This window comes from Neobacillus nitrireducens (genome assembly GCF_030915405.1).
Classification (GTDB): Bacteria; Bacillota; Bacilli; order Bacillales; family Cytobacillaceae; genus Neobacillus.
On sequence record NZ_CP133262.1, the window covers coordinates 4,299,340 to 4,324,313 of the forward strand.

Below are 24,974 nucleotides of genomic sequence, written 5' to 3' on the forward strand. Positions count from 1 at the left end.
CTAATCATAGCAAAATCCTTCACTATTGGAAAAAAATAAATTCTATCCAACGAAAAAGGACAAAGCTTTAAGCCTTGTCCTAGATTAACGTTCAGTTCAATTATGCCCCTAAGAAGGATTTCAACATCCAGTTATGTTTGTTAAGTTTTCCGATAAGACCTAAAAACATATCACTTGTTACTTCGTCATTGTTTTGTTCAGCGACTTCCATTCCCGCCTTTAGCTCATCAATAATTAATGAAAAGTCATGGACAATTGTCTTAACCATTTCTTCAGCAGATAAGGTTTCACTGGTTTCTTCAATCGTTGCAAGTTGAAGATATTCTTTAAGCGTAGATATTGGAGAACCGCCAATGGTTAATAATTGTTCAGCAAATTCATCAATAGTCGCTGCGGCTTCCTCATATAATTCTTCAAATTTGGCGTGCAAGGTAAAGAAGTGAGGACCTTTCACATACCAGTGAAAACGATGTAATTTAGTATATAGGACATTCCAATTAGCAATTTGTTGGTTGATCATTTGTTCAACTGTCATTTAGCATTCCTCCTAATTTCTTATCTAAATTAATTATAACATATATTATTTAAAAGTAAATATTAAATTATAATAATTATAAATAAGGTAAAAAACATTTTTTAAAAATAGTAACTAGGGAGAACTCTGGGTATCTTAATAATATTTACTTGAAAGGATACCTTAATATTAAGGGGGAACTGTCATGAAACTTACTCACGAGCAGGCAATAGAGTTACACGGCTTTAATAACTTGACGAAATCGTTAAGCTTTAATATGTATGACGTATGTTTTACGAGAACCCGGGAAGAGCGTGAAGCCTATTTGAATTATATCGATGAACAATACAGTGCGGACAGGCTGCAAAAAATATTAATACATGTATCAGATATCATTGGTGCACATGTTTTAAATGTGGCGAGCCAGGACTTTGAACCCGCTGGGGCGAGCGTGACCCTGTTGGTATCCGAGGGGCCGGTCGCGAATGCACCGTCTGAATCCTTTGAAGAATCCCCGGGGCCGCTTCCGGAGTCGGTGGTGATGCAGTTAGATAAAAGTCATATTACGGTCCATACATACCCGGAGTTTCATCCAGATGAAGGAATCAGCACGTTTAGAGCGGATATTGACGTTTCTACCTGTGGTGAAATTTCGCCGCTTAAGGCTCTCCATTATTTAATCAGATCATTTGAGACGGATGTAATGACAATTGATTACCGGGTTCGCGGTTTTACAAGGGATAAGACAGGGCATAAACTCTTTATTGACCATGAGATAAATTCCATTCAGAATTACATCCCGGAAGATGTCGGTGAGTTATTCGATATGATTGACGTCAATGTCTATCAAGAGCATATTTTTCACACGAAATGCAAACTGCGTGAATTTGATTTAAATAATTATTTGTTTGGTTATACAAAAGATAAATTAACTCCTGATGAGCATATCGAGATCACGAAGCGTTTAAAGATTGAGATGGACGAAATCTTTTATGGGAAAAATATAGTCCAATAAAAGAGCACGGGTTCCGCGCTCTTTTTGCTTGCTAAAATGGAGAAATACTTGACGTGCAACCAAAGGGTGTTATATAGTTTTGATATGAAACCAAATGGTTTCGCAATTAAAAATAAGCGCAGCACAATTCGAGGAGGAAATTAATATGGCAAATGAGTCACAGGCAACATTAGAAGATATTAAATATACGGTCGTTTATAATGCTCCAATTGCAAAAGTTTGGGATGCTGTAGCGACAGCAGAAGGTCTAGGTGCATGGTTCATGCCAAATGATCTCCAACCAGTTGAAGGACATGAATTTCATTTAAATGCAGCACAATTTGGGATGTCACCATGTAAGGTCACACATGTGGATCCACCTAACAAACTTTCTTTTAATTGGGGAAAAGATTGGACACTATCATTTGAATTAAAAGAAATAGATGATAAAACAGAATTAACGTTAACCCATGGTGGCTGGGACGCAAACAAAGTTACTGAATTTGGTGCGCCGCACACTCCAATTCGCGACAACATGAATCAGGGCTGGGCAGGGCTTGTGAAAAAATTACAAGCATATGTTGAGGCATAAATGACAGCTTCCTCGGCAAAGCATGATGTCTTTCAAGCCATCGCTGATCCAACAAGACGGAAACTGTTAAAACTTCTTAGCAAAGAAGAAATGCCTGTCACGGCAATTAGTGAACACTTTCCAATCAGCCGAACCGCTGTATCCAAGCACTTACGTGTATTAGCAGATGCAGGGTTGGTCAAGGAACGGAAAGCGGGCAGGGAAACAAGGTACAAGCTTGAGCCGGAACCCTTATATGAATTAAAAGATTGGCTCCAATATTTTGAGTTATTTTGGGAGAATAAATTATCAGCACTTAAGTTCTTTGTTGAAACGGATGCGAAAGAAGACGATGAATAATATCATCAATAATAATTATCAGCAATAGCACAAATAGAAATGAAAAAAAGTGATACCCCTCTTTTACGATGGGTATCACTTTTTCTGTTTTCAGTTAAGCCAGGATTTCACCGGCAACCTTTCGTCTAACAATAAAAGAGAGGATGATTAGAAAGCCAATCGTTGCCAAGCTAACGGATGTACCAATTAAATTATTCGGATTAAACACAAATCCAATAAAGATAATACTTAAAGATCCAATTGCAAAGATAGTAGTATAAGGAAACCATTTTACGTTAAAAGCTGGCTTGCTTTTGTAAAGCGGCCTTAATTTAAGCTGGGCTGCACAAATACTAATCCAGATTAGCATGACCGTAAACCCTGGAATGGTCATGAGATAACCAATAACCTGACTAGGTGTTAAATAGGCTAAGTAAACGCCTGCTAGTATACAAATACTTGTCAGCATAATTCCTGTTAATGGGATTCCTTTTGCAGAGAGTCTTGCTAACCCTTTAGGTGCAACGCCACTTTGTGCCATCGAAAACAACGTTCTGGATGTCGCATAGATACCAGAATTTGCGGCTGAAAGTACCGCTGTTAAAAGAACAAAGTTCATAATATGTGCTGCTCCCGGTAACCCGGTTGTGCTGAAGACTTGAACGAAAGGACTGTCTGCTCCCGTAACCTTGTTCCATGGCATGAGTCCACAAATGATAAGAATTGGTAAAATGTAAAAAATAATGACACGCCAAACCGCGCCTTTAATAATTTTGGGCAGTACTTTCTCGGCATCTTTTGTTTCGGTTACAGCAACACCGATTAATTCGGCCCCGCCATAGGAAAACATGACGACTAAAAAGGCACTTAATGTTCCCCCGATTCCATTCGGGAAGAATCCGCCATGACCAGTATAGTTCGAAAGTGGATCTTGGATAGAACTAGGAATGATACCCAGGAGGAGAGAAAAGCCTAATATAATAAAAGCAATCAGGGCAATAATTTTAATTCCTGCAAACCAAAATTCAAGCTCACCGTAGTATTTTACTTGAGTTAAATTTATGCCAACAATGACGACGGCACAAAGGAAACTAAGGAGCCATAATGGTATCGTAGGAAACCAGAATTGTAGAAAACTTCCCGCTGCTAATAATTCAACCACCGTTACAATAATCCAATTGATCCAGTAGAGCCAACCAACGAGATAAGAAACTTGGAATCCAAATGCTTTATTTACTAAATGCTGGACATTTAAATTCGGAAAAGCAAGCGCCATTTCCCCTAAGGCAGCCATAATGATAAAGAGTAATAGACCACCAATTAAATAGGCAATTACTACACTGGGTCCGGCAATCGCTAATGTATCGGAACTGCCTTTAAAAATTCCTGTACCAATCATACCAGCCAAGGCGATAAACTGGACATGCCTCGGTAATAATCCTTTTTTTAAATTCTGCTGATTATTTTCCATGTTATTCCTACCTACTTATCTTTTTTGCTTAGACGCTTTTAAGCGTTAAAGTATTATATTGATATACTACCATACTATTAAAAACTGTCAATTAGTATTGAAGATTTTCATATGCCCCCTTTTACTGCACAACAAGAACTTAGTCGCATTGCAGAGATGCTTCAAGGAATCTTGTGAAGGGCTTAAAATATTAACCATAAGAATTTTTTTTGGTTGAAGGAAACTTTGTTTAATATGGCGAATATAATAAATAAAGGTAGGAGATGATTATTATGTTCGTAACCCCTCGATTGCAACGGAGGATTTTCATTTATTCATATGTATTTAGAAAACTAGGCATTTTAAGTGAACAGGAATATAACAGAATCACTGACAGTATTACTGACCAATTACATGAACAACATTGATTTTTGACAAACAAAAAACACGCGATGGTCTCGCGTGTTTTTTTATGGTATTGTTCTATTTTATTAAGATGACATTTTTACTCTTTTTTGTGTAGTAGTCCATTTTCCGCGGCTTGGGCTAACTACCAAGTCATTATAGGCTAAGACATTTAGATCTCGTTGTATGGTGCGAGGAGTGATACCAAATTCCTCTACAAGTTCTTGCGTAGAAACAGTGCCGTTATTGCGGATAAACATGTAGATACATTTGATGCGGTTTAACATCCGGTTAGTTGAAGGTTTCAAAGAACCACTCCCTATCCTTTTTTCAAACCCATGGCAATACCCTGCTACCGACAGCCTATTTGAAGATTCCTCTTCAAGAATATGTAGTTTTCTTTTCCGCGCAGACATCTCCTTTTCATGGATGATTACTGTGGATACTTAATGTCTTACATCTATCCTTATTGTAACCACAAAATCAGAAAATTTCCACCAATATACTTAAATTTACAAAATAATCTTCAAAAATTTACATAAATTGTTCGGATATTTGCCCTCCTTTGCTATACTCTTACTATAGGTTATGGGTTTTAATGTATGGATTATGACAAATTATTTGAATTTTTAGTTAAATTATTTGATTTTTTTGAATTGGCAAGGAATGAATAAGATAGTAAAAGGGGAATGGGGAAATGAAATTTGCAATCTTGGATGGGAATATTATTGAGCGTTCAGAAGCAAAGGTTGATGTAGAAGACCGAGGCTATCAATTTGGCGATGGTGTGTACGAGGTTATTCGTGTCTATAATGGAAAGATGTTCACAGCAACTGAACATCTCAATCGTTTTCAAAAAAGTTTAGATAGTATTGGAATCACACTTCCATACACGAAGGAGCATTTAACAGGATTACTTGAAGAGCTTATTGCAAAAAATAATCTCCAGTTAGGGACAATTTATATGCAGATTACGAGAGGAGTCGCACCTCGTAATCACGCTTTCCCTGCGGAAAATGTAACGCCTAGCCTTGTAGCCTATACAAAGGAAGTAGGCAGACCTTTGGAAAGCTTAAAGGCTGGTGTAAAAACAATCGTAACTGACGATATTCGCTGGCTCCGCTGTGACATCAAAAGTTTGAATTTGCTAGGCAATCTATTAGCAAAGCAAAAAGCCACTGTTGAAGGCTGCTTTGAGGCGATTCAGCATCGCAGCGAAGAAGTGACGGAAGGAAGTTCCTCCAATATCTTTGTCGTTAAAAACGGTATTGTCAGCACGCATCAATCGAATAATCTCATTTTAAAAGGGATTACAAAGGATGTCATTTTGCAGGTCTGTACAAACAACAATATCGTGGTGGAAGAACGAGCATTTACACTTGAGGAATTGGTGAATGCTGATGAGGTGTTCCTATCAAGTACAACTGCAGAGGTCATGCCGATTATTGAAGTGGATAGGAAGCCTGTTACGGATGGTTTACCCGGCCCTGTCACAAGAAAGCTACAGGAATTGTTGGAGCAAGAAATTGAAAAACAATGCGGAACACTTAAAGATAAAATTTTTAATTAGAAAAAAAGACGTGAACACAGAAGTAAATAAAGGGTTCCGTTTAAGATGCTTTTCTTAAAATGCGTGCCGAAATGACAGTCGTATTGGCATCGTTATTGGTATATAAAAAAGTAAGACCCGCCATATTGAATGGCGAGTTTCTTTAGTAGGAATCAAATACCTTTTTTTTTAAAACCTCACTGTAATGCATCAAAATGAGGTTTTCTTGGATTTTTGAGATAAAATTCATACCTTTTTAATTAAGATGTCTTTGCCTTAATAGGGTAACCAGCAAAAGTAAAATAAGCGGAGATTTTCCGGTTAATTGCAGAATGGAGCTCGTTTCGGGGTATATAAGCGGAGGTTTTCCGGTTATGCAAAGCAAATTCTCCCATTTTCTAATTTTTCGAGTCAAATAGGCGGAATTTCTCCGTCTATTTAAGCTTATTTTTAAAATAATTACCAGTTAAGCGGAATTATTCCGTCTATTTATCAACTCGGGTGCTTAACCTGATCCCCAACCTATAAGTGCGGAATGATGTCAATTGCCACGTCAAAGATAATAAAATTTTGTAGAAACCTTGATAAATAAAGAAAAAGACGTATGATAATTCATACGTCAATTCTTGTGTCCTTTAATAAGAATTCCATAAATATTAACGCATAAATTCAACTACATCTCTGTCTTCGCTTTCGGCTTGCCAATCGACGTTTCCTTTATCTTAGTTGGAGCGCTCCAGGCCATACGCCGCTGAACAGGGCGCTTCCGCTTTTCTTACTAAAACTGAAATAAGTCACTCGATAAATACCTTTCCCCGGTATCGCAGGCTATACAAACGACTACATCATCAGGAGTTAAGCGTTTTGCCACTTCTATGGCTGCGAAGCAGGCACCGCCGGAGGATGGTCCGACAAGAATTCCTTCTTCGGTCGCCAAACGGCGTGCGATATCATAGGCATCTTGATCATTAATTTGATGAACTTCATCATAAACATCTTGATTCAGAATAACTGGGATAAAACCTGGGCTAGTCCCAACTAGCTTGTGTTTCCCTGGTTTTCCGCCTGACAAAACAGGTGAGCCCTTCGGTTCGACCACATGGACCGTTAAGTTTTCAAAGTGCTCTTTTAAGGTTTCACCTGTTCCAGTGATGGTTCCACCAGTTCCAGCTGTGGCAACAAAAGCAGCCAGCGGTTTCCCAATTTCTTTCATTGCTTCGATAATTTCAACTGCGGTAGTGAACCGGTGGGCATCCGAGTTTGCATGATTTTCAAATTGCATCGGGACAAAACTATTGGGGATCTCCTTTGCTAATTCCAGTGCCCTATTTATAGCACCTGGCATTTTCTTATCTCCGGGAGTAAGGACAACCTCCGCGCCGTATGCTCTTAGGATGCTGATTCGCTCTTGTGTCATTGTATCAGGCATCACAATAATCGACTTATAGCCTCTAGCCGATGCATTCATGGCAAGGCCAATCCCTGTATTGCCGCTGGTTGGCTCGATAATAGTTGAACCTGCTGTTAATTTTCCAGCCTTTTCTGCTTCGATAATCATATTAAAAGCTGCCCGGTCTTTTACGCTTTTGCTGGGATTAAAGTACTCCAGCTTTAAATAAACCGCGGCACCGTCTTTAGGTGCTAATCGGTTTAATTTAACTAAGGGTGTATCCCCGATTAATTCAGCAATATTGTTAACTACTTTCATAAGGACCGTCCTTTCAATACTTGTAGTAAATTCTTAAATTTTAGATTCCTACTTCATCATAAATAAGTTTTAGGGCTTTGTAAAAAAAATCGGTCAATTGTCTGTCTGTAATTAGATACATTTAGGACAGAATAGACTAAAATTAACTCAAAGAAGAAAGGAACATCACAATGGAACATAGCTCTCATTTTTTCTTTGCCGTAAGAATCCCGGAACAAACGAAATTAAGGATGCAAGAACATATCGAAAAAATAAAGGAAAGGATCCCATTTAGCCGTTGGGTCCATTATCAAGATTTGCATATAACCTTAGCATTCCTAGGCAGTGCTCCACCTGATAAACTTAAACAGGCAGAGAATCAAGTTCAAGAAGCGCTTAAAGATGTGCAAACATTTACTTTGAAAATCAATAAACTTGGATTTTTTGGAAATGTTGACTCTCCGCGTGTTTTTTGGGCTGATACTGAGGAAAGCAAAAATTTGCAATCGATTAGAAATAAGGTATTTTCCGCTTGTGAGGAAGCAGGGTTTCAGCTTGAAACAAGGCCATTTCGTCCTCATATCACGCTTGCTAGAAAGTGGAAAGGGGAACAACCTTTCCAACCCGAATTGCTTGGTCTTTGGGAAGAATTTCAGCCTGTCCCCCTATCATTTGAAGCAGTTGAAGTAGTAATTTATCAAACACACCTTGATAAAACACCAAAGTATGAAGCGATAAAAATATATCCGCTAGTAGATAAAAATTAACTAAAGGTTGGTCGTATGAAAGAAATTTACTTTATTGTTAATCCAAAAGCCGGCAACGGCCACTGCTTTACAATATGGGAGAGAGTGGAACGGCAGCTTATGGTAAAAAAGGTACCCTATCTTGCCTTCTTTACTGAATTTCCGGGTCATGCAAATATCCTTGCCGGTCAAATAGCACTAAAGAATCCGGTGCAAAAGATGATCATTGCAGTTGGCGGGGATGGAACGATGCATGAAGTGGTGAATGGTGCAGTGAAGGAGCATCATATTACATTAGGATTTATTCCAGGCGGGTCTGGGAATGATTTTTCAAGAGGATTTCAAGTTCCTGTCGACCCCGTCGAAGCTTTAGAGATGATTCTCCGCCTGGCGAAACAAACAGGTCAGCCAATTGATGTAGGGAAAGTTACCATGAATGATTCCCAGGAGCACTATTTCATTAACAATATGGGGGCAGGGTTTGATGCTACCATTTCCTATGAAGTGAATCAATCTCGGATGAAGGCTATATTCAATAAACTTTCGCTGGGCAGGATGGTTTATGTTTATTTCCTCTTAAAAAAATTATTTACTTATAAAACCTCTACAATTGATTTATCAATTGACGGAGAAAAGCATATATTTGAACAAACATGGTTTGTAACGGTTTCCAATCAACCATTTTATGGTGGGGGGATGAAAATTGCTCCTGCTGCAGAGCCTGATGATGGATTATTTGATATAACCGTTGTTCAAAGATTATCCAGATGGAAGCTCTTACTTGTGTTTGTCAGCGTGTTTTGGGGAAAGCATATCCATTTTAAAGAAGTAAAAACATATAGAGGCAGGGATGTTTCCATCCATTCGCAGGTAAAACTCTTTGTCCATGCAGATGGGGAGCATATTGGATTAACACCTTTAGATATCAACCTTCAAGCAAGCGCTTTAAAGGTGTTAACGAGAAGAAAACGTGCGGAAGAAGTGGTGTTGAAAGAGAGGGACTCGAATGATTGCTACTAACCGAAATTTCTTTGCTTATCTAGATGAGATGAAGATCATTACGATTCTTCTTCCACTTTCCTACCATCACGGTTTGTCATCCTCTTTCTTAATTTCGAGTGATTTTCAAGAACATCCATTGAAAATCATAGAGAAGTTACAAATTGATAATAAAATGAAATATATTTGTGAATTATCAAAGGATTACTCCTTTGATAAACAATATTTGATTATTGATGAACATGGTGGGAAAACTGACCTGCAAATTGGTGCTGTGATTCGTACGGAAGCCTTTGATGAGAAATTCTATTATGATGGGAATGACCTTGGAGTTACCTTACATGCTGGGCAAACCATTTTTAAACTCTGGGCACCTACCGCCACGCAAGTAAAAATAAAGTTACGGCCTGCTAATAGCAGTTTTTCAGAAATTGTAAAAATGAAACGTGAGGATCGCGGCATATGGTCAGTGACGGTTAACCGTGATTTAGAATTCTATCATTATAGTTTCCTCATCCTTGTGAATCAAGAATGGCGTGAGGCAGTCGATCCTTATGCTAAGGCGGTGACTGTCAACGGAGAGCTTGGAGTCATTGTGAGTCTTGAGAAAACACGTAGGCCGCGTCCAAGCTTACCCTCAATTGAAAGTGCTGTAGATGCCATCATTTATGAAACACATATTAGGGACCTCACCATTCACTCCAAAAGCGGTGTAAAGAATAAAGGACTTTATCTTGGTGCAGCAGAGCTAAATACAAAAGGGATAGACGGAGAACCTACCGGGTTAGCTTATATGAAAGATTTGGGGATTACCCATATAGAATTCCTCCCCTTCCATGATTTTGCCGGTGTGGATGAACGGCGGCCAAGTAATGAATATAATTGGGGATACAATCCGCTTCATTTTAACGCTCCCGAAGGAAGCTATTCTACGAATCCTGCCAATCCCTATTCAAGAATCATTGAATTAAAAGAGTTAATTGATCAAGTTCATAGTCTTGGTCTTCGAGTAATCATGGATGTAGTTTATAACCATGTATACATCCGTGAGACATCTTCCTTTGAAAAGGTAGTCCCTGGATATTATTTTCGCCATAATGATATCGGCCTCCCTTCAAATGGGACTGGTGTGGGGAATGATATTGCATCGGAACGGAAAATGGTCAGAAAATTTATCGTGGATTCCATTTCGTTATGGCTGGAGGAATATCATATTGATGGGTTTCGTTTTGACTTGATGGGAATATTGGATGTAGAGACCATGTCTGAAGTAAGGAAAGAGTGCGACAGACTGTCAAAAGGAACTATAATCATCGGTGAAGGCTGGGGTCTGAACACACCACTTCCAGTCGAGCAGAAAGCAACAATTGCCAATCAAGCAAAAATGCCAAACATAGCTCAATTCAATGATAGATTTCGTGATTGTATAAAGGGTAGTTCCTTTAATTTGTTTGATAAGGGCTACGCTTTAGGAAATGAGCACTACCTAGAGGCGGCGAATGAGGCAATTACGGGGAGTGTCGGTTTCACGAAACAGGAGTCGGCCGTTTTTCAAGAACCGTTCCAATCCGTGAACTATGTTGAATGCCATGATAATCATACAATGTGGGATAAACTTCTTGCTTGTCTCCCTGATGCAGATGATTCTTTACGAATCAAGTATCATCGTCTCGCTACAAGTATTGTCTTATTGTCACAGGGAATTCCTTTTCTTCACAGCGGTCAAGAGTTCTTTCGGACAAAAAAGGGTGATGGGAATAGTTATCGTTCCCCGGATGAAACCAATCAGCTTGATTGGGAACGAAAAATTTTGTATAAAGAAAACGTAAAATATATTAAAGGGGTTCTTCAAATCCGTAAAACGTTTCCTTGTTTCCGAATGAGAACTGCTGCTGAAATTCGTACAAATATCCGCCAATTACAATGTGAAGTACCGGTGTTGGGATATTTGTTTACCAGTGAGGATGAGCTGCTCTTATTCATTAACTCTTCATCCAAGAAGCAAACAGTTTTAATTCCAGATGGGGATTGGACGGTGTTAGCTGATCATAACCAAGCTGAAATTTCTTCCAAGAAGTTTTTGTCTGGTGGAGAATTTATTTTGGAACCAGTATCCATTAATGTTTTACTGAAAAAATAGTTTCTTCAGATTTACTTGACGAAAAAAGGTAATTCGAGATAAAATTTATTAAGATGGCTATTGTGTGCAATGGTTTCAATAGCTTTTTTTTATTTCTAAAAAATAAAGAGCTGTTGATGAAACTGTGGTAATATAAGACCTTCCGGCAGCACTGGTTTTATCTCTTAATCAGAAGGGGAATAAGCCCATAAGAACGGCATAAATTGAAGGTGAGCAATTTTGGATCATATACTTGGACAAGAATGGGAAATTACCCCTGCTGGAGGCAAAACAGGTGAAGCCTTTTATGCAAAATATAAAGACCAAAGACTTTTCTTAAAGCGGAATTCATCTCCGTTTCTAGCTGTTCTTTCAGCGGAAGGTATTGTCCCAAAGCTTGTATGGACAAAACGGTTGGAAAGTGGAGATGTCATAACTGCACAGCAATGGCTTCCCGGCAGAGAGTTAAAGCCGTCAGAAATGAACCAAGAGCTCGTTGCGAGACTGCTAAAGAAAATTCATTGCTCAGAACCGATGCTAGGAATGTTAAGCCGGCTAGAGAGCGCTCCATTGCATCCCGAACCATTATTGCAAAGGGTTGCGAATGAGTTAGATGAAGAGGTGCTCCACTTGCCTGAATCGCAAAAAGCAATGGACTTTTTAAAAAAGGAAGCTTTAAATGTCTATTGCGATGAAAAAGTGGTTTGTCATGGTGATGTCAACCATAACAACTGGCTGCTTGCAGAAGACAACCAGTTGTACTTGATTGATTGGGACGGGGCAATGATTGCCGACCCTGCCATTGACCTGGGGATGCTCCTTTATTGGTATATTCCAGAGAATAACTGGCAGGATTGGCTAGAGCTTTATGGTGAAAAGCTGACCGAAAATCTTAAACTGCGCATGAAGTGGTATGTGACCATTCAAACTCTTTCTTCGATCCAATGGTATAAAAATAAAGATCGCTTGGAAGAAATGAACAAGTGGATCAAGTTTTTAGATGAAATTCTCTAGTTATGAAAACTGTCCAATATCACTTACCCAATTTGATAAGTTTTCTTGGTTAGATAAGATGTGTTGATCTAAATCTGAAGTACCAACCCCATGTTGGCTGTATTGGTATACTTCTTGTAAGATATTTTTTACATTTTGATCAACCTGTGTGTTTACCATTAGGGATTTCACTAAGCGCTCCAGTTGTTCGCATTCGGAGACGGATCCGCAACAATCGGTTTGGTGATTGTTTAATATATCTTTTAACAATGTAACTTGGTCACCATGACTTAATGGCATGAATGTACACCCTCTCAAGTGTTATTTAAAAACAAGAATTCACACTGTTAGGTTGTGAATTCTTTTTTTGTTTATGCATCATCTTATTACCATATAGTTAAACTTGTTGGACAATTGGTGCATGATATATAGAAAACAATATTATTTTTAGGAGTGTCAGAAATGAGAGTCAGACATAAACCTTGGGCAAAGGAAAGAATAGATCAATACCCTCAATATGTAGTTGCCAATCCAGAAGAATTTAAAGGAAAGTGGCACGAAGTATTTGGTAATAATCACCCCCTTCATATTGAAGTAGGTACTGGCAAGGGGCAATTTATGACCGAAATGGCGAAAGCCAATCCGGGGATTAATTATATGGGGATTGAACTTTACGATAGTGTCATCATTACGGCTTTAGACCGTTTAGTTGAAGCGGATTTACCGAATCTCAGGCTTCTTAATGTAAATGCAAATGATTTAGCGAAATACTTTGCGAAGAATGATGTAAATCAGGTCTATTTAAACTTTTCCGATCCATGGCCAAAAGGGCGCCATGAAAAGAGAAGATTAACGTATAAAAATTTTTTAAAGCTATATGAGGATATTATGGTTGATGGTGGGGAAATTCATTTTAAAACCGACAATCAGGGTTTATTTGAATATTCGTTAATGAGTTTTTCTGCGTACGGCTTGTTATTAAAATATGTAAGTCTAGACCTTCATAATAGTGAGTATGAAGGAAATATCATGACAGAGTATGAAGAAAAATTTTCGGAAAAAGGTCATCGAATTTACCGTTGTGAAGTCATATATCCAAACTAATTTGGGGGGACAGTTCAATTATGAACTGTTCTTTTTGGTTTCTTAAACCAGGGAGTCAATGTTAAAATATAGAAAAAAGGGGGATGAAAAGTTGGAAACATTAAAAATTGGCGGCGTCTCACTGACATGGTTATCTGGAGGGGTAACCAATTTAGATGGTGGGGCTATGTTTGGGGTAGTTCCAAGAGGATTATGGTCTAAGAAATATCCACACAATGAGAAAAACCAGATTGAATTGCCAACAGACCCTTTTGTTTTGCAAATGGATGGAAAGAACTTCTTAGTTGAAACTGGGATTGGGAAAGGAAAGTTAACGGAAAAACAATTAAGAAACTATGGGGTCACTAGTGAATCGGAGCTAGATGAATCGTTAGAAAGTTTAGGTTTAAGGGCAGATGAGATTGATTACGTTTTAATGACCCATTTGCACTTTGACCATGCTGGAGGTCTGACAAAGCTTGAAAAGGGGCAATATGTATCCGCATTTCCCAATGCACAAATTATAACTTCACGAATAGAATGGGACGAAATGCAGAATCCGAATATTCGTTCAAAAAATACATATTGGAAAGAGAACTGGGAAGCAATTAAATCACAGGTGGTTCCGTTTGAGGGAAAGTGGAATTTAGGAGCAATTACAATGGTCCATACAGGTGGTCATAGCGATGGACATTCCATCCTTATCATAGAGGATGCGGGGGAAATATTAATTCATATGGCAGACCTGATGGCTACACATGCCCACCAACCGGTATTATGGGTAATGGCTTATGATGATTACCCGATGACCTCAATCGCAGCAAAGGAAAAATGGCTGCCCTACGGGTTGGAAAAAAACGCTTGGTTCAGCTTTTATCATGATGCCTTTTACCGTGCAGTAAAGTGGGATGCAAATGGGAAAGAAATAGTAGAGAGTATTAAGAGAGGAGGATAAGTCAAAAATAGCCGTTTCCATGGAAGGAACGGCTATTTTGGTTAAGATATATTAGATAAGATACTCACGTCGATAAGTGTTCCTGTTTGCGCATCTGCAATAAATTCAAATTGCTCGTTTGTACCATTGTTATTTTTAGATATTCCACCCTTGTAGACACGATAATTGATTTGCTGCTTTTCATACGGCTCTGCTTCCATATGTATCCATGATCCACTGATTGTCCCATTCTGATTAAATTGTTTTTTCACTTGTTCTAAGACTTTTTCAGGTGAGACATGCATTTTACAGGCAATAACTTCTTTTGCAGCATATCCTCCGATGATACCAACGGCTGCACCGAGGAGAAACGACTTCCAATTCATAGCAGGACCTCCAAAAGGTAAATTTGGAAAAGATAGGATTCTTCTCTCAGTATATCGTATTTGTTGGTAGGAACATACTATTACCGATATTAAATTCAATTGATGGAAAGAGAAACCAAAATTCTGTAATATACAATTATCTACATAAATAAATTTGAGAAACCAAAGGAGCTTCAGGAAAAATGAACGAACAAACCTTAAAGCTTTTTCAAACGTTAACAGAACTTCCAGCTGCCCCTGGAAACGAACATTTAGTAAGAAAATTCATGAGGGAACAATTATCCCAATACTCAGATGAAATTGTACAAGATAATCTTGGCAGCATCTTTGGTGTGAAAAGAGGCATGGAGACAGGTCCTACTGTCATGGTAGCTGGTCATATGGATGAAGTAGGCTTCATGGTAACATCAATTACTGAAAATGGAATGCTTCGTTTTCAGCCGCTTGGCGGATGGTGGAGTCAGGTGATACTTGCCCAACGTGTTCAAGTAATGACAAATAATGGTCCTGTTATTGGTGTCGTTGGTTCGATTCCACCACATCTATTAGACGATTCCAAGCGCAATAAGCCAATGGAAATTAAAAATATGCTGATCGATATCGGTGCCGATAATCGTGAAGATGCGAAACAAATAGGGATTAAGCCTGGTCAGGCCATCTTGCCTATTTGTCCATTCACGCCAATGGCGAATCCGAAGAAGATATTAGCTAAAGCCTGGGATAATCGCTACGGCTGCGGTCTTGCGATTGAACTGCTTCAAGAATTAAAAGACGAAAAATTACCCAATACGCTATATTCAGGAGCAACGGTTCAAGAAGAAGTGGGTTTACGCGGGGCACAAACAGCCGCCAATATGATAAACCCTGACATCTTTTTCGCACTAGATGCAAGCCCGGCAAATGATATGACAGGTGATAAAAATGAGTTTGGCCAATTAGGTAAAGGGGCGTTACTCCGCATTCTTGACCGGACAATGGTGACGCACCGCGGGATGAGAGAGTTTGTACTTGATACAGCGGAAACTCATAAAATTCCATACCAATATTTTGTTTCGCAGGGCGGAACAGATGCAGGCCGTGTTCATCAATCAAATGAGGGAGTACCAAGCGCGGTAATCGGTATTTGTTCGCGTTATATTCATACCCATGCCTCGATCGTTCATATAGATGATTATGCAGCGGCTAAAGAGTTAATCGTTAATTTAGTCAAGGCCTGTGACCAAACAACGATCGATACCATTAAAGCAAACTGCTGATATTAAGAAGGGGGCATTTATATGCCTCCTTTAATTTGTCAAAAGAGGAGTTATCATCATGAAAATTATTATTGGATCAAAGAACCCAGCTAAAATTACTGCGGTAAAAAATAGTTTCTCTCATGAAGGGGAGTTTGTTTCGTTAGATATCCCATCAGGTGTAAGCGAGCAGCCATTTTCTGACGAAGAAACGATTAAAGGAGCCATTAACCGGGCTGAAGCCGCCTTAAAACAAGGAAATGGCGATATTGGGATTGGACTTGAGGGAGGCGTTCAGGAAACAAGTTACGGATTACTCATTTGTAACTGGGGCGCTCTCGTAACGAACGAGAGCGAGCCGATTATTGCTGGTGGTGCAAGGATCCCTCTCCCTGAAGAAATTGCAGTCCGATTAAGAGCAGGGGAAGAACTCGGACCCGTCATGGAAGATTATGCAAAAAATAAAAACGTAAGGAAACAAGAAGGCGCTGTCGGGATTTTTACAAGTGGAATGGTTAATCGATCGGAAATGTTTACTCATGTTATGAACCTTTTAGTGGGACAATACAAAAGAAGCATATAATTGGACTGAAAAGCTTTAGTGCTGATATGATTTGTGAAGATAATTGAGTAAGGCATAAATCCAAACGGAGGCGTTGAATTTGAAGAATTTAGAGTCAACAGAACAATTCGAACAGCTGCGTGATCATGGGAAAACCATCTTCATGTTTTCAGCGGGCTGGTGCCCGGACTGTCGAGTAATTGAACCGATACTACCGGAAGTAGAAGCCAAATTTAATGAATATACCTTTATACATGTGGACCGTGATCAGTTTATTGAAATATGTCAGCAATTAGATGTCTTTGGCATCCCAAGCTTTATTGCCTTTGAAAATGGGAAAGAGCTTGGCAGATTCGTAAGTAAGGACCGAAAGACACAAGAAGAAATTGAAGGTTTTATTTCAGGGTTGAAATAAAAATTCTGAAACCCTCCATCACCTTTTGAGATGGAGGGTTTTTCATGTAATATAAATAGTGCAAGCTCCTAAATTGGAGGGATTAACAAATGAAAATGGATAGCAGAAAAATGAAAAGTGAATTAGAGCAACGCTTGGCTAATAAAGACCGGGTGATTTCCTATGACCGTGAGAAAGATCAGCTTCGTTTTGAAAGTAAGCTGACAGGTAAAGGGATAACCGTAGCGTTACCCGGGATTATTGCCAAATGGCATGTTGAAAAGGAAAAAGCGATTGATGAAGTCGTTTATTATATCGAAGAAGGGCTCCGCGCCATGGAGGACGATGTTCAATTAACCAATCATGAGAAAAAAATCTTTCCCGTCATCCGCTCCTCGTCTTTCCCGAAAGAAGCAGAAGAGGGCGTACCATTCTTAATTGACGACCACACAGCGGAAACAAAAATTTATTATGCGTATGATCAAGGCAATACCTATCGTTTAATTGACTCACGCATCATGGCTAAAGAGGGCTGGGAGGAAAAGAGAATCAAGGAAATTGCCTTATTTAATGTAAGGTCCCTGTCGACCCCCCTCAAAGAAGATCAAGTGGCTGGCAATAGCTTTTATTTTCTTAATACAAATGATGGCTACGACGCAAGTCGGATTTTAAATAAGGGATTTCTTCATGAAGTGGAGAAGAGGATTACCGGTACGATGGTTCTAGCTGTTCCGCATCAGGATGTATTAATTATCGCAGATATTCGTAATGATCGAGGCTATGATGTGCTTGCGCAAATGGCAATGAGCTTTTTCGCAAACGGTCATGTGCCAATCACCGCCTTATCCTTTTTATATGAAAATGGTGAATTTGAACCTATTTTTATTTTAGGGAAAAATAAATAATCAAGGGAGAAGAAGGATCACATCGTGTATGGTGATCTTTTTTCAATGCGCAATATTTAGTCTGCATGTATTTTGACTCATTTAAAAGAATTGTGTCGATATAATATGAAAAACTGATAAAATAGAGTGATAGAAGAACGTAGAAAGAGTGATAGTTTTGAGCTGGTTCCAAAACCTTTTTCAAAGATTAAGAAAAGATGAAGAGGATGAAGAATTTAACGGTTACATTTTACATAAACATGAAGGTCTGCCGTTATTAAACAAATATGAAAATCTAAAAGATCTAGATACCAAAGTTTCCTATCAATACCCAAAAGGCAGTTATCGTCCTTCTTATCCTCCGCTCCCTAGGGTAACTCAGAAGGAGAAGGAAGAAACATTACGTCAAAAAAGAAATGAGCTACTTCCTGAAAAAAGAACAGAACGTGTTCCAGAAAATAGAAAAGAACGTGTTCATATAAAAAAAATAATAACTGAAAAACCTGAAGTAAAAACAGTTAAAATGGAAGTGCCTAAAACAAAAAAAGAACCGTTGATAAGAAAAAGCGGCCCTTTTCAGCCAACCGAAATTCCTTCTCCTGTTTTTGGATTCAATCGTCCAAAGAACACGAATACAATAGTGGAGCACGAATTGAGCCATTTTTTACAGGATGATGTTGAAAATCGCTTAGACAGCTTAACTGCTTCGAAAGATGTGATTTCGGGGATTGAGTTGACGGTTCCTTCAAAAAATGACAAGCACGTACGAGATTCAGACACAACTAAAAAAGAAGACTATCGGGAAGAACATGTGGAAGATATTACGGAACCTCCCGCTTCTGAAACGCCTGAATGGATTCTTGCTCCATATGTTCGAATGCCACTTGTAGAAGTTGAGACGGATGTTGTTCAACAAGAGGGAGAAAATGATTCAGTCCATGAAGCGGAAGAATTATTAGCATCAGAAGAAGATACCCTAGAGGAAGAGATTGAATTAATCGCTGTTGCAGAAGATCCATTAGAGACTGCTCTAAAAGAAATTGCTATTGCAGAGACTCCAATAAGGGGCATTGAAAAAATAGCTGATTTCGTGTCCACAGAAGAAGCAGTGGAGGAATCCCCTGAACCGTCTGAACCTAAGCGGAAGCATATGCCATTTAATGTGATGATGTTAAAACAAGACAAACAGAAATGGGAAGAGCGAAAGCGAATAAGAGTTATGGAACAGCAGATCGAGATCCCAATAGAAAATAAACAGGCTGAGGCGGTTAGTCAAGTCATTGATCTCTTCCCAGTGAATGAAAAAGAGAGTACAGAAACCACGGACGACGGTTATTATACCTTCCCAACAGATGGTTTACTTAACCCTCCAGTTACAGTAATGAATGATACCAAATGGCTGCTAGAGCAAGAGGAGATATTAAACGAAACCCTACAAAACTTTAATGTTGGTGCCAGTGTGGTGAATGTGACCCAAGGTCCTTCTGTTACTCGTTTCGAAGTTCAACCGGAGCCGGGTGTCAAGGTAAACAAAATAACTAATTTAAGCGATGATATCAAGTTAAGCCTTGCCGCTAGGGATATTAGGATGGAAGCCCCCATTCCCGGAAAACATACCATTGGGATAGAAGTTCCAAACCAAAAATCACGACCGGTATACATTAATGAAATTATTCAAAGCAGTATATTTAAAGAATCTACTTCGCCACTAACAGCTGTCCTTGGTCTGGATATTGCCGGTAAACCGATTGTAACGGACTTGAAGAAGATGCCTCACGGTCTGATTGCTGGTGCAACCGGGTCAGGAAAGAGTGTTTGTATTAATACCATTTTGGTTAGTTTACTATTTAAAGCGAGCCCGGAAGATTTAAAGCTTCTGCTCATTGATCCAAAAATGGTTGAGCTTGCACCATACAATCGAATTCCCCACCTTGTTAGTCCAGTCATTACAGATGTCAAGGCAGCGACGGCTGCATTAAAATGGGCAGTAGAGGAAATGGAAAGACGGTATGAATTATTTGCACATACCGGTGTTCGTGACATTAATCGCTTTAATGAATTGGCTATAAAGCATAAGCAGTATTCTGATAAACTTCCTTTCATTGTGATTGTTATTGATGAGCTAGCAGACTTAATGATGATGTCCCCTGCAGATGTAGAAGAAGCCATTTGTCGGATTGCTCAAAAGGCTAGGGCCTGTGGTATTCATCTGATCGTTGCGACTCAAAGACCATCAGTTGATGTCATTACAGGATTAATTAAGGCAAATATTCCAACACGGATTGCCTTTTCCGTTTCATCACAAGTCGATTCACGGACTATTATTGATATTAGCGGTGCAGAAAAGTTACTCGGACGAGGAGATATGCTATTTTTAGAAAATGGCTCTTCCAAACCAGTCCGCTTGCAAGGAACGTTTGTATCGGATGAAGAAATTGACCTTGTAGTAGGTCATGTGAGGGAGCAGCGGGAACCCGATTACTTGTTCGAGCAAGACGAACTATTAAAAAAAGCACAAGTAACTGAAAATGAAGATGAACTTTTTTATGAAGCATGTGAATTTATTATTGACCAAGGCGGTGCCTCCACTTCAAGTCTGCAAAGACGTTTTAAAATAGGCTACAACCGTGCCGCCAGATTGATGGATATGCTAGAGACCAGTGGCTATATTACAAGCGCCAATGGAAGCAAGGCACGTGAAGTATTAATTACTTTAGCTGATTTAGAGTCCATTCAAGATGCTAGTACAAATAATTAATCTATAGTATTCTTTAATGGCAGGGATAAATAATATATAGTGGACTGACTAGTGCGGCGCTAAAGATTAAAGTTGCAAATAGTTTTTCAGGGTGAACAGTGGTATAATAATTAAATATGTTTTTAAAAGTTACTTAATTTATGGGGTGTATTAGCACTCAGTTTTTCTTGTTAGCAAATACAGACAGATGTCATATACTGTTTTACAGATAGACGTTGTTGGAGGTTCTTCTATGACTATTTACCATTTTGTAGGTATAAAGGGGTCTGGAATGAGTGCACTCGCACAAGTTCTACATGATATGAAATTTAAGGTGCAAGGCTCCGATGTCGAAAAGCGCTTTTTTACACAACTGGCCCTTGAACAATCAGGGATAACAATCCTTCCCTTTCAAAAAGAGAATATTAAGCCAGGAATGACGATTATTGCAGGAAATGCTTTTCCAGATACCCATGAAGAAATTCAAGAAGCCATGAAACTTGGACTTCCTATTGTGCGTTACCATCGGTTTTTGGGCGACTTTATGCAGAACTTTACGAGTGTTGCCGTTACTGGTGCGCACGGTAAGACGTCGACTACAGGTTTGCTTGCCCATGTGATTGAAGGAGCTAAGCCTACTTCCTTTTTAATTGGCGACGGAACCGGCAAAGGTAGAGAAGGCGCAGAATATTTTGTGTTCGAAGCCTGTGAATATAGACGGCACTTCCTGTCCTATTTTCCTGATTATGCGATTATGACAAATATCGATTTTGATCATCCCGATTACTTTGCTAATATTGATGATGTCTTTTCAGCATTTCAAGAAATGGCCATTCAGGTGAAAAAAGGAATCTTCGCTTATGGCGATGATGAGCAACTTCAGAAAATTCAAGCCAAGGTTCCTGTTTTGTTTTATGGATTTGGCGATGAAAATGATTACCAAGCCAAAAATATTGTGAAATCAACAAGCGGAACAAGCTTTGATGTATTTATTCGCAATACATTCTATGATACCTTCTCGATCCCGACCTTTGGCGATCATAGTGTGTTAAATGCACTTGCCGTTATCGGTTTGTGTCATTATGAAGAAATAAATGTAGAGGTAGTCAAGGATCAATTAACTACCTTCCAAGGTGTCAAAAGGAGATTTTCAGAAAAAAGGATAGGGTCACAGATATTAATCGATGATTATGCGCATCATCCGACTGAGATAAAAGCTACGATTGATGCGGCTAAGCAAAAATACCCGGATCGAAATATTGTGGCGGTTTTCCAACCACATACTTTTTCACGTACTCAAGCATTCTTGGAAGACTTTGCAAAAAGTTTGCGTGAAGCAGATAAAGCCTATTTGTGTGAAATCTTTGGCTCTGCTCGTGAAAACCATGGAAAACTATCCATTAAAGATCTACAGGATCGAATTGAAGGCTCTGAAATAATTACTGAGGAAAATACTTCTGTATTAAATCAGAACGAAGACAGCGTCATAATCTTTATGGGCGCCGGAGACATTCAAAAATTCCAGGAATCATACGAAAAACAACTTATTAAATAAATTGAAAAGGATGCCAGCAAAAATAGCTGACATCCTTTCTTTTTATTTAAGGTTTTCCGGATTTAATACTTCTAACTCAGGAAGAACAAACAGCCCATCTTTACGAATTAGTACCTCATCAAAATACATTTCCCCGCCGCCATACTCAGGACGTTGGATATTAACCATATCCCAGTGGATATTTGAATGGTTCCCATTAAACGCATCATCATAACATTGCCCAGGAGTAAAATGGAAGCTGCCAGCAATCTTTTCATCAAACAAGATATCCTGCATTGGATTAAGGATAAATGGATTGACCCCGATCGCAAATTCCCCAATATAACGAGCCCCTTCATCTGTATCAAAAATTTTATTGATACGGCTGGAATCATTGGATTCCGCTTCGACAATTTTCCCATCTTTAAACGTCAACTTCACATTTTCAAATGTAAAACCTTGATACGGAGAAGGTGTGTTATAGGTAATAACTCCATTAACTGAGTCTTTAACAGGGGCGGTATAAACTTCACCATCAGGAATGTTTAACCGTCCGGCACATTTAATAGCTGGAATATCTTTAATAGAAAAGCTAAGGTCTGTTCCTGGACCAGTGATTCGAACTTTTTCTGTTCGGTCCATTAGCTCTTTCAGACTATCCATGGCTATATCCATTTTTCCATAATCGAGGTTACAAACATCAAAATAAAAGTTTTCAAAGGCTTCGGTGCTCATTTTTGCTAATTGGGCCATTGATGAAGTTGGATACCTGAGGACAACCCATTTTGTCTTAGGGACACGGATATCACGGTGAACCTTTTTACCAATTGTATTACCATGGATTTTCATTTTATCATCAGGAACATCTGATTGTTCACTGATGTTATCTCCCGAACGAAGACCTATGTACGCATCCATTTTATTCATCACATTTGCTTCGAACTCTGCCATCATGTTAAATTGCTCTTCCTGTGCTCCTAATAAGAGCGAACGGTCGACCTGATGGTCCTTTAACAACACAAAAGGGTATCCACCAGCTAAATAGGCTTCCTTTACAAGAGCGGTCACAAGTTCACGCTGAAGCCCAAAGTTTTCAATTAAAACCTTTTCACCCTTTTGAAGCTGGACCGAATAATTAATTAAGTTTTTTGCTAACTTTTCAATACGAGGATCTTTCATTCTTTACGCCTCCAACAGAAATATGTAGGTACATTCATATTGTAACCGAATGAAGGCTGAAAGTTGAAAAATAAAACTTTTATGTCAATCCCTGATGAAATTTTTATAAGAAGCGGCAGGAGATGAAGACAATTATATGGAAGTAGTATAAGATAATTAACGAGGTTTATAACTTTCCGTGATGGGTAATACATATTGATAGGATTAAGGCGGAGGTGCACGATGCAAATTATTTTATACTTAAGCGTAGCCTTGATAGCAATCGCGTTTTTTGTGCTTGTCATCTTTTTATCGACAACACTCAAATCATTTCAAGTTACACTTACAAGCGTTTCAAAAACATTAACCGGATTAGAAAAGCAGTTGGATGGCGTTACAGCAGAAACCACAATTCTTCTCCAAAAAACAAACGCACTTGCGGATGACATTAAGATGAAAACGGATCGTTTAAACAGTGTGGTTGAAGCGGTAAAAGACGTAGGTACAACGGTTACCAAATTCAATGGGACATTACAAAACATTACTCAAACTGTGGATATGCAAGTCGAGGAAAGTAAAGAAAAAATTTCGCAAATTGTTCAGTGGAGTAATATCATACTGGAATTGAAGGATAAGTGGCAGGCAAGGAAACAGCAAAAAACGACGGTAAGCTTAGATGAAAGCAAGAAGGTTAGATCTCATTAGAATATAGAGGAGGATATTAAGATGCCTAATAGAGAATATGATTCACGAGATACGAATCAAACTCGGAATGAGGAGTCTTCCAATAGCTTTTTGCTGGGAGCAATTATCGGTGGAGTTGTTGGTGCAGCTGCAGCACTGCTATTGGCTCCAAAGACAGGAAAAGATCTTCGCAATAAGTTTACTAACCAAGCGGGAACGGTCATTGATAAGACAGCCAATATTCGCGAAAATGTTATCACAAAAAGTAATGAATTTGTGTCAAAAGGCTCCACTCTATCCCAAGGGATTGTCCTGCAATCAGCAGGGCTTTTGAGTAAGGTAAAGGGGAAAATAACGAGTCATGATGAGTTGGAGGAAGAAGGAGTCTTAAATTATATCCCTCTTCATACTCCGAATGAGAAGACAGAATCGAAACGGTCAATCCCGATTGGACATCTAGATAGTTCTGAAATAAGAAAAAAACTTGAAGAAGCTGAAAAGGCATTTGATGAGGAAGAAAACAAAGTTAAACTATAAAAAATTAGCAGCATGCTAAATCTGATTATTTGTGATACAAACGGTGGAGTGATAAAATTACTTCACCGTTTATTTTATTTCTGGAGGTATGTACACATGTTAGAGAAAATTGATTCGATTGAACAATTTGACGACGTTATAAAAAAGGAGAGTAAGTTTTTTCTCTTAAAGCATAGTTTAACCTGTCCAATTAGCCATGCTGCCTATAAGGAATATGAAAAATTTGCAAATGAGAATCAAGCTGTACCTACTTATTTCTTAGCTGTTCAGGATTCCCGTCCGTTATCCAATGAAGTAGCAGAAAAGTTCCAAATCAAACATGAATCACCACAAACCATATTGTTCTCAAATGGAGAGCCTTTATGGAATGCTTCTCACTGGAAAATTACAAGTCGGTCTTTGACCAGTGCTTTTGGGGAAAATTAATAAAAATACTTTAGCGCTTAAAAGCGTTTAATCAATAAAGAAAAAATAGGTGAC

Annotated in this window: 26 protein-coding genes; 19 read left to right on the plus strand and 7 right to left on the minus strand. The window is 38.8% G+C overall.

The annotated features are described in order from the left end of the window. Positions 1-100: 100 nt before the first annotated feature. Positions 101-535 carry a Dps family protein gene (locus tag RCG22_RS20885; RefSeq protein WP_308104533.1) on the minus strand — a complete coding sequence of 145 codons (435 nt, stop codon included), beginning with the start codon at positions 533-535 and terminating at the stop codon, positions 101-103. Between the two features lie 184 nt (positions 536-719). Between RCG22_RS20885 and speD the strand changes: the two genes are divergently transcribed. The 3 genes from speD to RCG22_RS20900 all read left to right on the plus strand — a co-directional run bounded on the left by speD (position 720) and on the right by RCG22_RS20900 (position 2,439). After that, entirely contained in the window at positions 720-1,529 is an 810-nt protein-coding gene (gene speD, locus RCG22_RS20890; RefSeq protein ID WP_308104534.1) for an adenosylmethionine decarboxylase, read from the plus strand. Between the two features lie 145 nt (positions 1,530-1,674). Next, positions 1,675-2,100 (plus strand): SRPBCC family protein, encoded by a 426-nt coding sequence (locus RCG22_RS20895; RefSeq protein ID WP_166257963.1) that lies wholly within the window; start codon positions 1,675-1,677, stop codon positions 2,098-2,100. Then, a complete protein-coding gene (locus tag RCG22_RS20900; RefSeq protein WP_308104535.1) occupies positions 2,101-2,439 on the plus strand; it encodes an ArsR/SmtB family transcription factor in 339 nt (112 codons plus the stop codon). Between the two features lie 94 nt (positions 2,440-2,533). Here the strand turns inward: RCG22_RS20900 and RCG22_RS20905 are convergent, their stop codons facing one another. After that, positions 2,534-3,889, minus strand: a complete 1,356-nt coding sequence (locus tag RCG22_RS20905) for an amino acid permease (RefSeq protein WP_308104536.1) — start codon at positions 3,887-3,889, stop codon at positions 2,534-2,536. Between the two features lie 470 nt (positions 3,890-4,359). Beyond that, the gene (locus RCG22_RS20910) at positions 4,360-4,581 is read right to left on the minus strand and encodes a DeoR family transcriptional regulator (protein ID WP_308107218.1); all 222 of its coding nucleotides are present in this window, start codon (positions 4,579-4,581) and stop codon (positions 4,360-4,362) included. Between the two features lie 389 nt (positions 4,582-4,970). Between RCG22_RS20910 and dat the strand changes: the two genes are divergently transcribed. Beyond that, positions 4,971-5,843, plus strand: a complete 873-nt coding sequence (gene dat / locus RCG22_RS20915) for a D-amino-acid transaminase (protein ID WP_308104537.1) — start codon at positions 4,971-4,973, stop codon at positions 5,841-5,843. A gap of 757 nt (positions 5,844-6,600) precedes the next feature. On the opposite strand, the gene cysK is transcribed toward dat, so the two are convergent. Then, on the minus strand, positions 6,601-7,530 hold the full coding sequence (gene cysK, locus RCG22_RS20920) for a cysteine synthase A (protein ID WP_308104538.1): 930 nt from the start codon (positions 7,528-7,530) through the stop codon (positions 6,601-6,603). A gap of 170 nt (positions 7,531-7,700) precedes the next feature. Between cysK and thpR the strand changes: the two genes are divergently transcribed. From thpR to RCG22_RS20940, 4 genes are all read left to right on the plus strand, one after another. After that, positions 7,701-8,276, plus strand: coding sequence for an RNA 2',3'-cyclic phosphodiesterase (gene thpR, locus RCG22_RS20925; RefSeq protein WP_308104539.1), 576 nt, complete (start codon positions 7,701-7,703; stop codon positions 8,274-8,276). Between the two features lie 15 nt (positions 8,277-8,291). Further along, entirely contained in the window at positions 8,292-9,275 is a 984-nt protein-coding gene (locus tag RCG22_RS20930; protein ID WP_308104540.1) for a diacylglycerol/lipid kinase family protein, read from the plus strand. Next, positions 9,262-11,394 (plus strand): type I pullulanase, encoded by a 2,133-nt coding sequence (pulA, locus tag RCG22_RS20935; RefSeq protein WP_308104541.1) that lies wholly within the window; start codon positions 9,262-9,264, stop codon positions 11,392-11,394. The genes RCG22_RS20930 and pulA overlap by 14 nt, the downstream gene beginning before the upstream one ends. 219 nt (positions 11,395-11,613) lie before the next feature. Then, a complete protein-coding gene (locus RCG22_RS20940) occupies positions 11,614-12,387 on the plus strand; it encodes a phosphotransferase (protein WP_308104542.1) in 774 nt (257 codons plus the stop codon). Here the strand turns inward: RCG22_RS20940 and RCG22_RS20945 are convergent, their stop codons facing one another. Further along, a complete protein-coding gene (locus RCG22_RS20945) occupies positions 12,388-12,666 on the minus strand; it encodes a YtzH-like family protein (protein WP_098260112.1) in 279 nt (92 codons plus the stop codon). It lies immediately after the preceding gene. Between the two features lie 162 nt (positions 12,667-12,828). Here RCG22_RS20945 and trmB point away from each other — a divergent pair, with 162 nt between their 5' ends. Both trmB and RCG22_RS20955 read left to right on the plus strand, forming a co-directional pair. Next, positions 12,829-13,470, plus strand: a complete 642-nt coding sequence (trmB, locus tag RCG22_RS20950) for a tRNA (guanosine(46)-N7)-methyltransferase TrmB (protein ID WP_308104543.1) — start codon at positions 12,829-12,831, stop codon at positions 13,468-13,470. 91 nt (positions 13,471-13,561) lie between these two features. Then, positions 13,562-14,404 carry a YtnP family quorum-quenching lactonase gene (locus RCG22_RS20955; RefSeq protein WP_308104544.1) on the plus strand — a complete coding sequence of 281 codons (843 nt, stop codon included), beginning with the start codon at positions 13,562-13,564 and terminating at the stop codon, positions 14,402-14,404. 41 nt (positions 14,405-14,445) lie between these two features. Here the strand turns inward: RCG22_RS20955 and RCG22_RS20960 are convergent, their stop codons facing one another. Continuing rightward, complete coding sequence (locus tag RCG22_RS20960) at positions 14,446-14,769, minus strand: PepSY domain-containing protein (protein ID WP_308104545.1); 324 nt, start codon at positions 14,767-14,769, stop codon at positions 14,446-14,448. Between the two features lie 182 nt (positions 14,770-14,951). Between RCG22_RS20960 and RCG22_RS20965 the strand changes: the two genes are divergently transcribed. The 6 genes from RCG22_RS20965 (at position 14,952) to murC (ending at position 22,136) form a co-directional block, all read left to right on the plus strand. Continuing rightward, the gene (locus tag RCG22_RS20965) at positions 14,952-16,025 is read left to right on the plus strand and encodes a M42 family metallopeptidase (RefSeq protein WP_308104547.1); all 1,074 of its coding nucleotides are present in this window, start codon (positions 14,952-14,954) and stop codon (positions 16,023-16,025) included. 58 nt (positions 16,026-16,083) lie between these two features. After that, positions 16,084-16,587, plus strand: a complete 504-nt coding sequence (locus tag RCG22_RS20970) for a DUF84 family protein (protein ID WP_308104548.1) — start codon at positions 16,084-16,086, stop codon at positions 16,585-16,587. 79 nt (positions 16,588-16,666) lie between these two features. Further along, positions 16,667-16,981 (plus strand): thioredoxin family protein, encoded by a 315-nt coding sequence (locus RCG22_RS20975; protein WP_098260106.1) that lies wholly within the window; start codon positions 16,667-16,669, stop codon positions 16,979-16,981. Positions 16,982-17,076: 95 nt separating this feature from the next. Next, positions 17,077-17,865 carry a DUF1444 domain-containing protein gene (locus RCG22_RS20980; RefSeq protein ID WP_308107219.1) on the plus strand — a complete coding sequence of 263 codons (789 nt, stop codon included), beginning with the start codon at positions 17,077-17,079 and terminating at the stop codon, positions 17,863-17,865. 856 nt (positions 17,866-18,721) lie between these two features. Beyond that, on the plus strand, positions 18,722-20,602 hold the full coding sequence (locus RCG22_RS20985; RefSeq protein WP_489685539.1) for a DNA translocase FtsK: 1,881 nt from the start codon (positions 18,722-18,724) through the stop codon (positions 20,600-20,602). 232 nt (positions 20,603-20,834) lie between these two features. Then, positions 20,835-22,136, plus strand: a complete 1,302-nt coding sequence (murC, locus tag RCG22_RS20990; RefSeq protein ID WP_308104550.1) for a UDP-N-acetylmuramate--L-alanine ligase — start codon at positions 20,835-20,837, stop codon at positions 22,134-22,136. A 42-nt stretch (positions 22,137-22,178) separates the two neighbouring features. Here murC and RCG22_RS20995 read toward each other — a convergent pair whose 3' ends face one another. Beyond that, positions 22,179-23,294, minus strand: a complete 1,116-nt coding sequence (locus RCG22_RS20995) for an aminopeptidase (RefSeq protein ID WP_308104551.1) — start codon at positions 23,292-23,294, stop codon at positions 22,179-22,181. Between the two features lie 222 nt (positions 23,295-23,516). On the opposite strand from RCG22_RS20995, the gene RCG22_RS21000 reads away from it, so the two are divergent. From RCG22_RS21000 to ytxJ, 3 genes are all read left to right on the plus strand, one after another. Next, entirely contained in the window at positions 23,517-23,978 is a 462-nt protein-coding gene (locus RCG22_RS21000; RefSeq protein ID WP_308104552.1) for a DUF948 domain-containing protein, read from the plus strand. A gap of 21 nt (positions 23,979-23,999) precedes the next feature. Further along, positions 24,000-24,494, plus strand: a complete 495-nt coding sequence (locus tag RCG22_RS21005) for a YtxH domain-containing protein (RefSeq protein WP_308104553.1) — start codon at positions 24,000-24,002, stop codon at positions 24,492-24,494. A 96-nt stretch (positions 24,495-24,590) separates the two neighbouring features. Then, on the plus strand, positions 24,591-24,920 hold the full coding sequence (ytxJ, locus tag RCG22_RS21010; protein WP_098260100.1) for a bacillithiol system redox-active protein YtxJ: 330 nt from the start codon (positions 24,591-24,593) through the stop codon (positions 24,918-24,920). Positions 24,921-24,974 lie beyond the last annotated feature (54 nt).

Excerpts from the sequence above, each read along its gene's own strand:
- RCG22_RS20985 (WP_489685539.1), top strand. The coding sequence starts at position 18,722 with ATGCCACTTGTAGAAGTTGAGACGGATGTTGTTCAACAAGAGGGAGAA.
- RCG22_RS20930 (WP_308104540.1), top strand. The coding sequence starts at position 8,292 with ATGAAAGAAATTTACTTTATTGTTAATCCAAAAGCCGGCAACGGCCAC.
- dat (WP_308104537.1), top strand. The coding sequence starts at position 4,971 with ATGAAATTTGCAATCTTGGATGGGAATATTATTGAGCGTTCAGAAGCA.
- RCG22_RS20995 (WP_308104551.1), bottom strand. The coding sequence starts at position 23,294 with ATGAAAGATCCTCGTATTGAAAAGTTAGCAAAAAACTTAATTAATTAT.
- RCG22_RS20945 (WP_098260112.1), bottom strand. The coding sequence starts at position 12,666 with ATGCCATTAAGTCATGGTGACCAAGTTACATTGTTAAAAGATATATTA.
- RCG22_RS20895 (WP_166257963.1), top strand. The coding sequence starts at position 1,675 with ATGGCAAATGAGTCACAGGCAACATTAGAAGATATTAAATATACGGTC.
- RCG22_RS21000 (WP_308104552.1), top strand. The coding sequence starts at position 23,517 with ATGCAAATTATTTTATACTTAAGCGTAGCCTTGATAGCAATCGCGTTT.
- trmB (WP_308104543.1), top strand. The coding sequence starts at position 12,829 with ATGAGAGTCAGACATAAACCTTGGGCAAAGGAAAGAATAGATCAATAC.
- RCG22_RS20885 (WP_308104533.1), bottom strand. The coding sequence starts at position 535 with ATGACAGTTGAACAAATGATCAACCAACAAATTGCTAATTGGAATGTC.
- RCG22_RS20970 (WP_308104548.1), top strand. The coding sequence starts at position 16,084 with ATGAAAATTATTATTGGATCAAAGAACCCAGCTAAAATTACTGCGGTA.
- RCG22_RS20900 (WP_308104535.1), top strand. The coding sequence starts at position 2,101 with ATGACAGCTTCCTCGGCAAAGCATGATGTCTTTCAAGCCATCGCTGAT.
- RCG22_RS20980 (WP_308107219.1), top strand. The coding sequence starts at position 17,077 with ATGGATAGCAGAAAAATGAAAAGTGAATTAGAGCAACGCTTGGCTAAT.
- RCG22_RS20960 (WP_308104545.1), bottom strand. The coding sequence starts at position 14,769 with ATGAATTGGAAGTCGTTTCTCCTCGGTGCAGCCGTTGGTATCATCGGA.
- RCG22_RS20965 (WP_308104547.1), top strand. The coding sequence starts at position 14,952 with ATGAACGAACAAACCTTAAAGCTTTTTCAAACGTTAACAGAACTTCCA.
- murC (WP_308104550.1), top strand. The coding sequence starts at position 20,835 with ATGACTATTTACCATTTTGTAGGTATAAAGGGGTCTGGAATGAGTGCA.
- RCG22_RS21005 (WP_308104553.1), top strand. The coding sequence starts at position 24,000 with ATGCCTAATAGAGAATATGATTCACGAGATACGAATCAAACTCGGAAT.
- ytxJ (WP_098260100.1), top strand. The coding sequence starts at position 24,591 with ATGTTAGAGAAAATTGATTCGATTGAACAATTTGACGACGTTATAAAA.
- RCG22_RS20905 (WP_308104536.1), bottom strand. The coding sequence starts at position 3,889 with ATGGAAAATAATCAGCAGAATTTAAAAAAAGGATTATTACCGAGGCAT.
- speD (WP_308104534.1), top strand. The coding sequence starts at position 720 with ATGAAACTTACTCACGAGCAGGCAATAGAGTTACACGGCTTTAATAAC.
- cysK (WP_308104538.1), bottom strand. The coding sequence starts at position 7,530 with ATGAAAGTAGTTAACAATATTGCTGAATTAATCGGGGATACACCCTTA.
- thpR (WP_308104539.1), top strand. The coding sequence starts at position 7,701 with ATGGAACATAGCTCTCATTTTTTCTTTGCCGTAAGAATCCCGGAACAA.
- pulA (WP_308104541.1), top strand. The coding sequence starts at position 9,262 with ATGATTGCTACTAACCGAAATTTCTTTGCTTATCTAGATGAGATGAAG.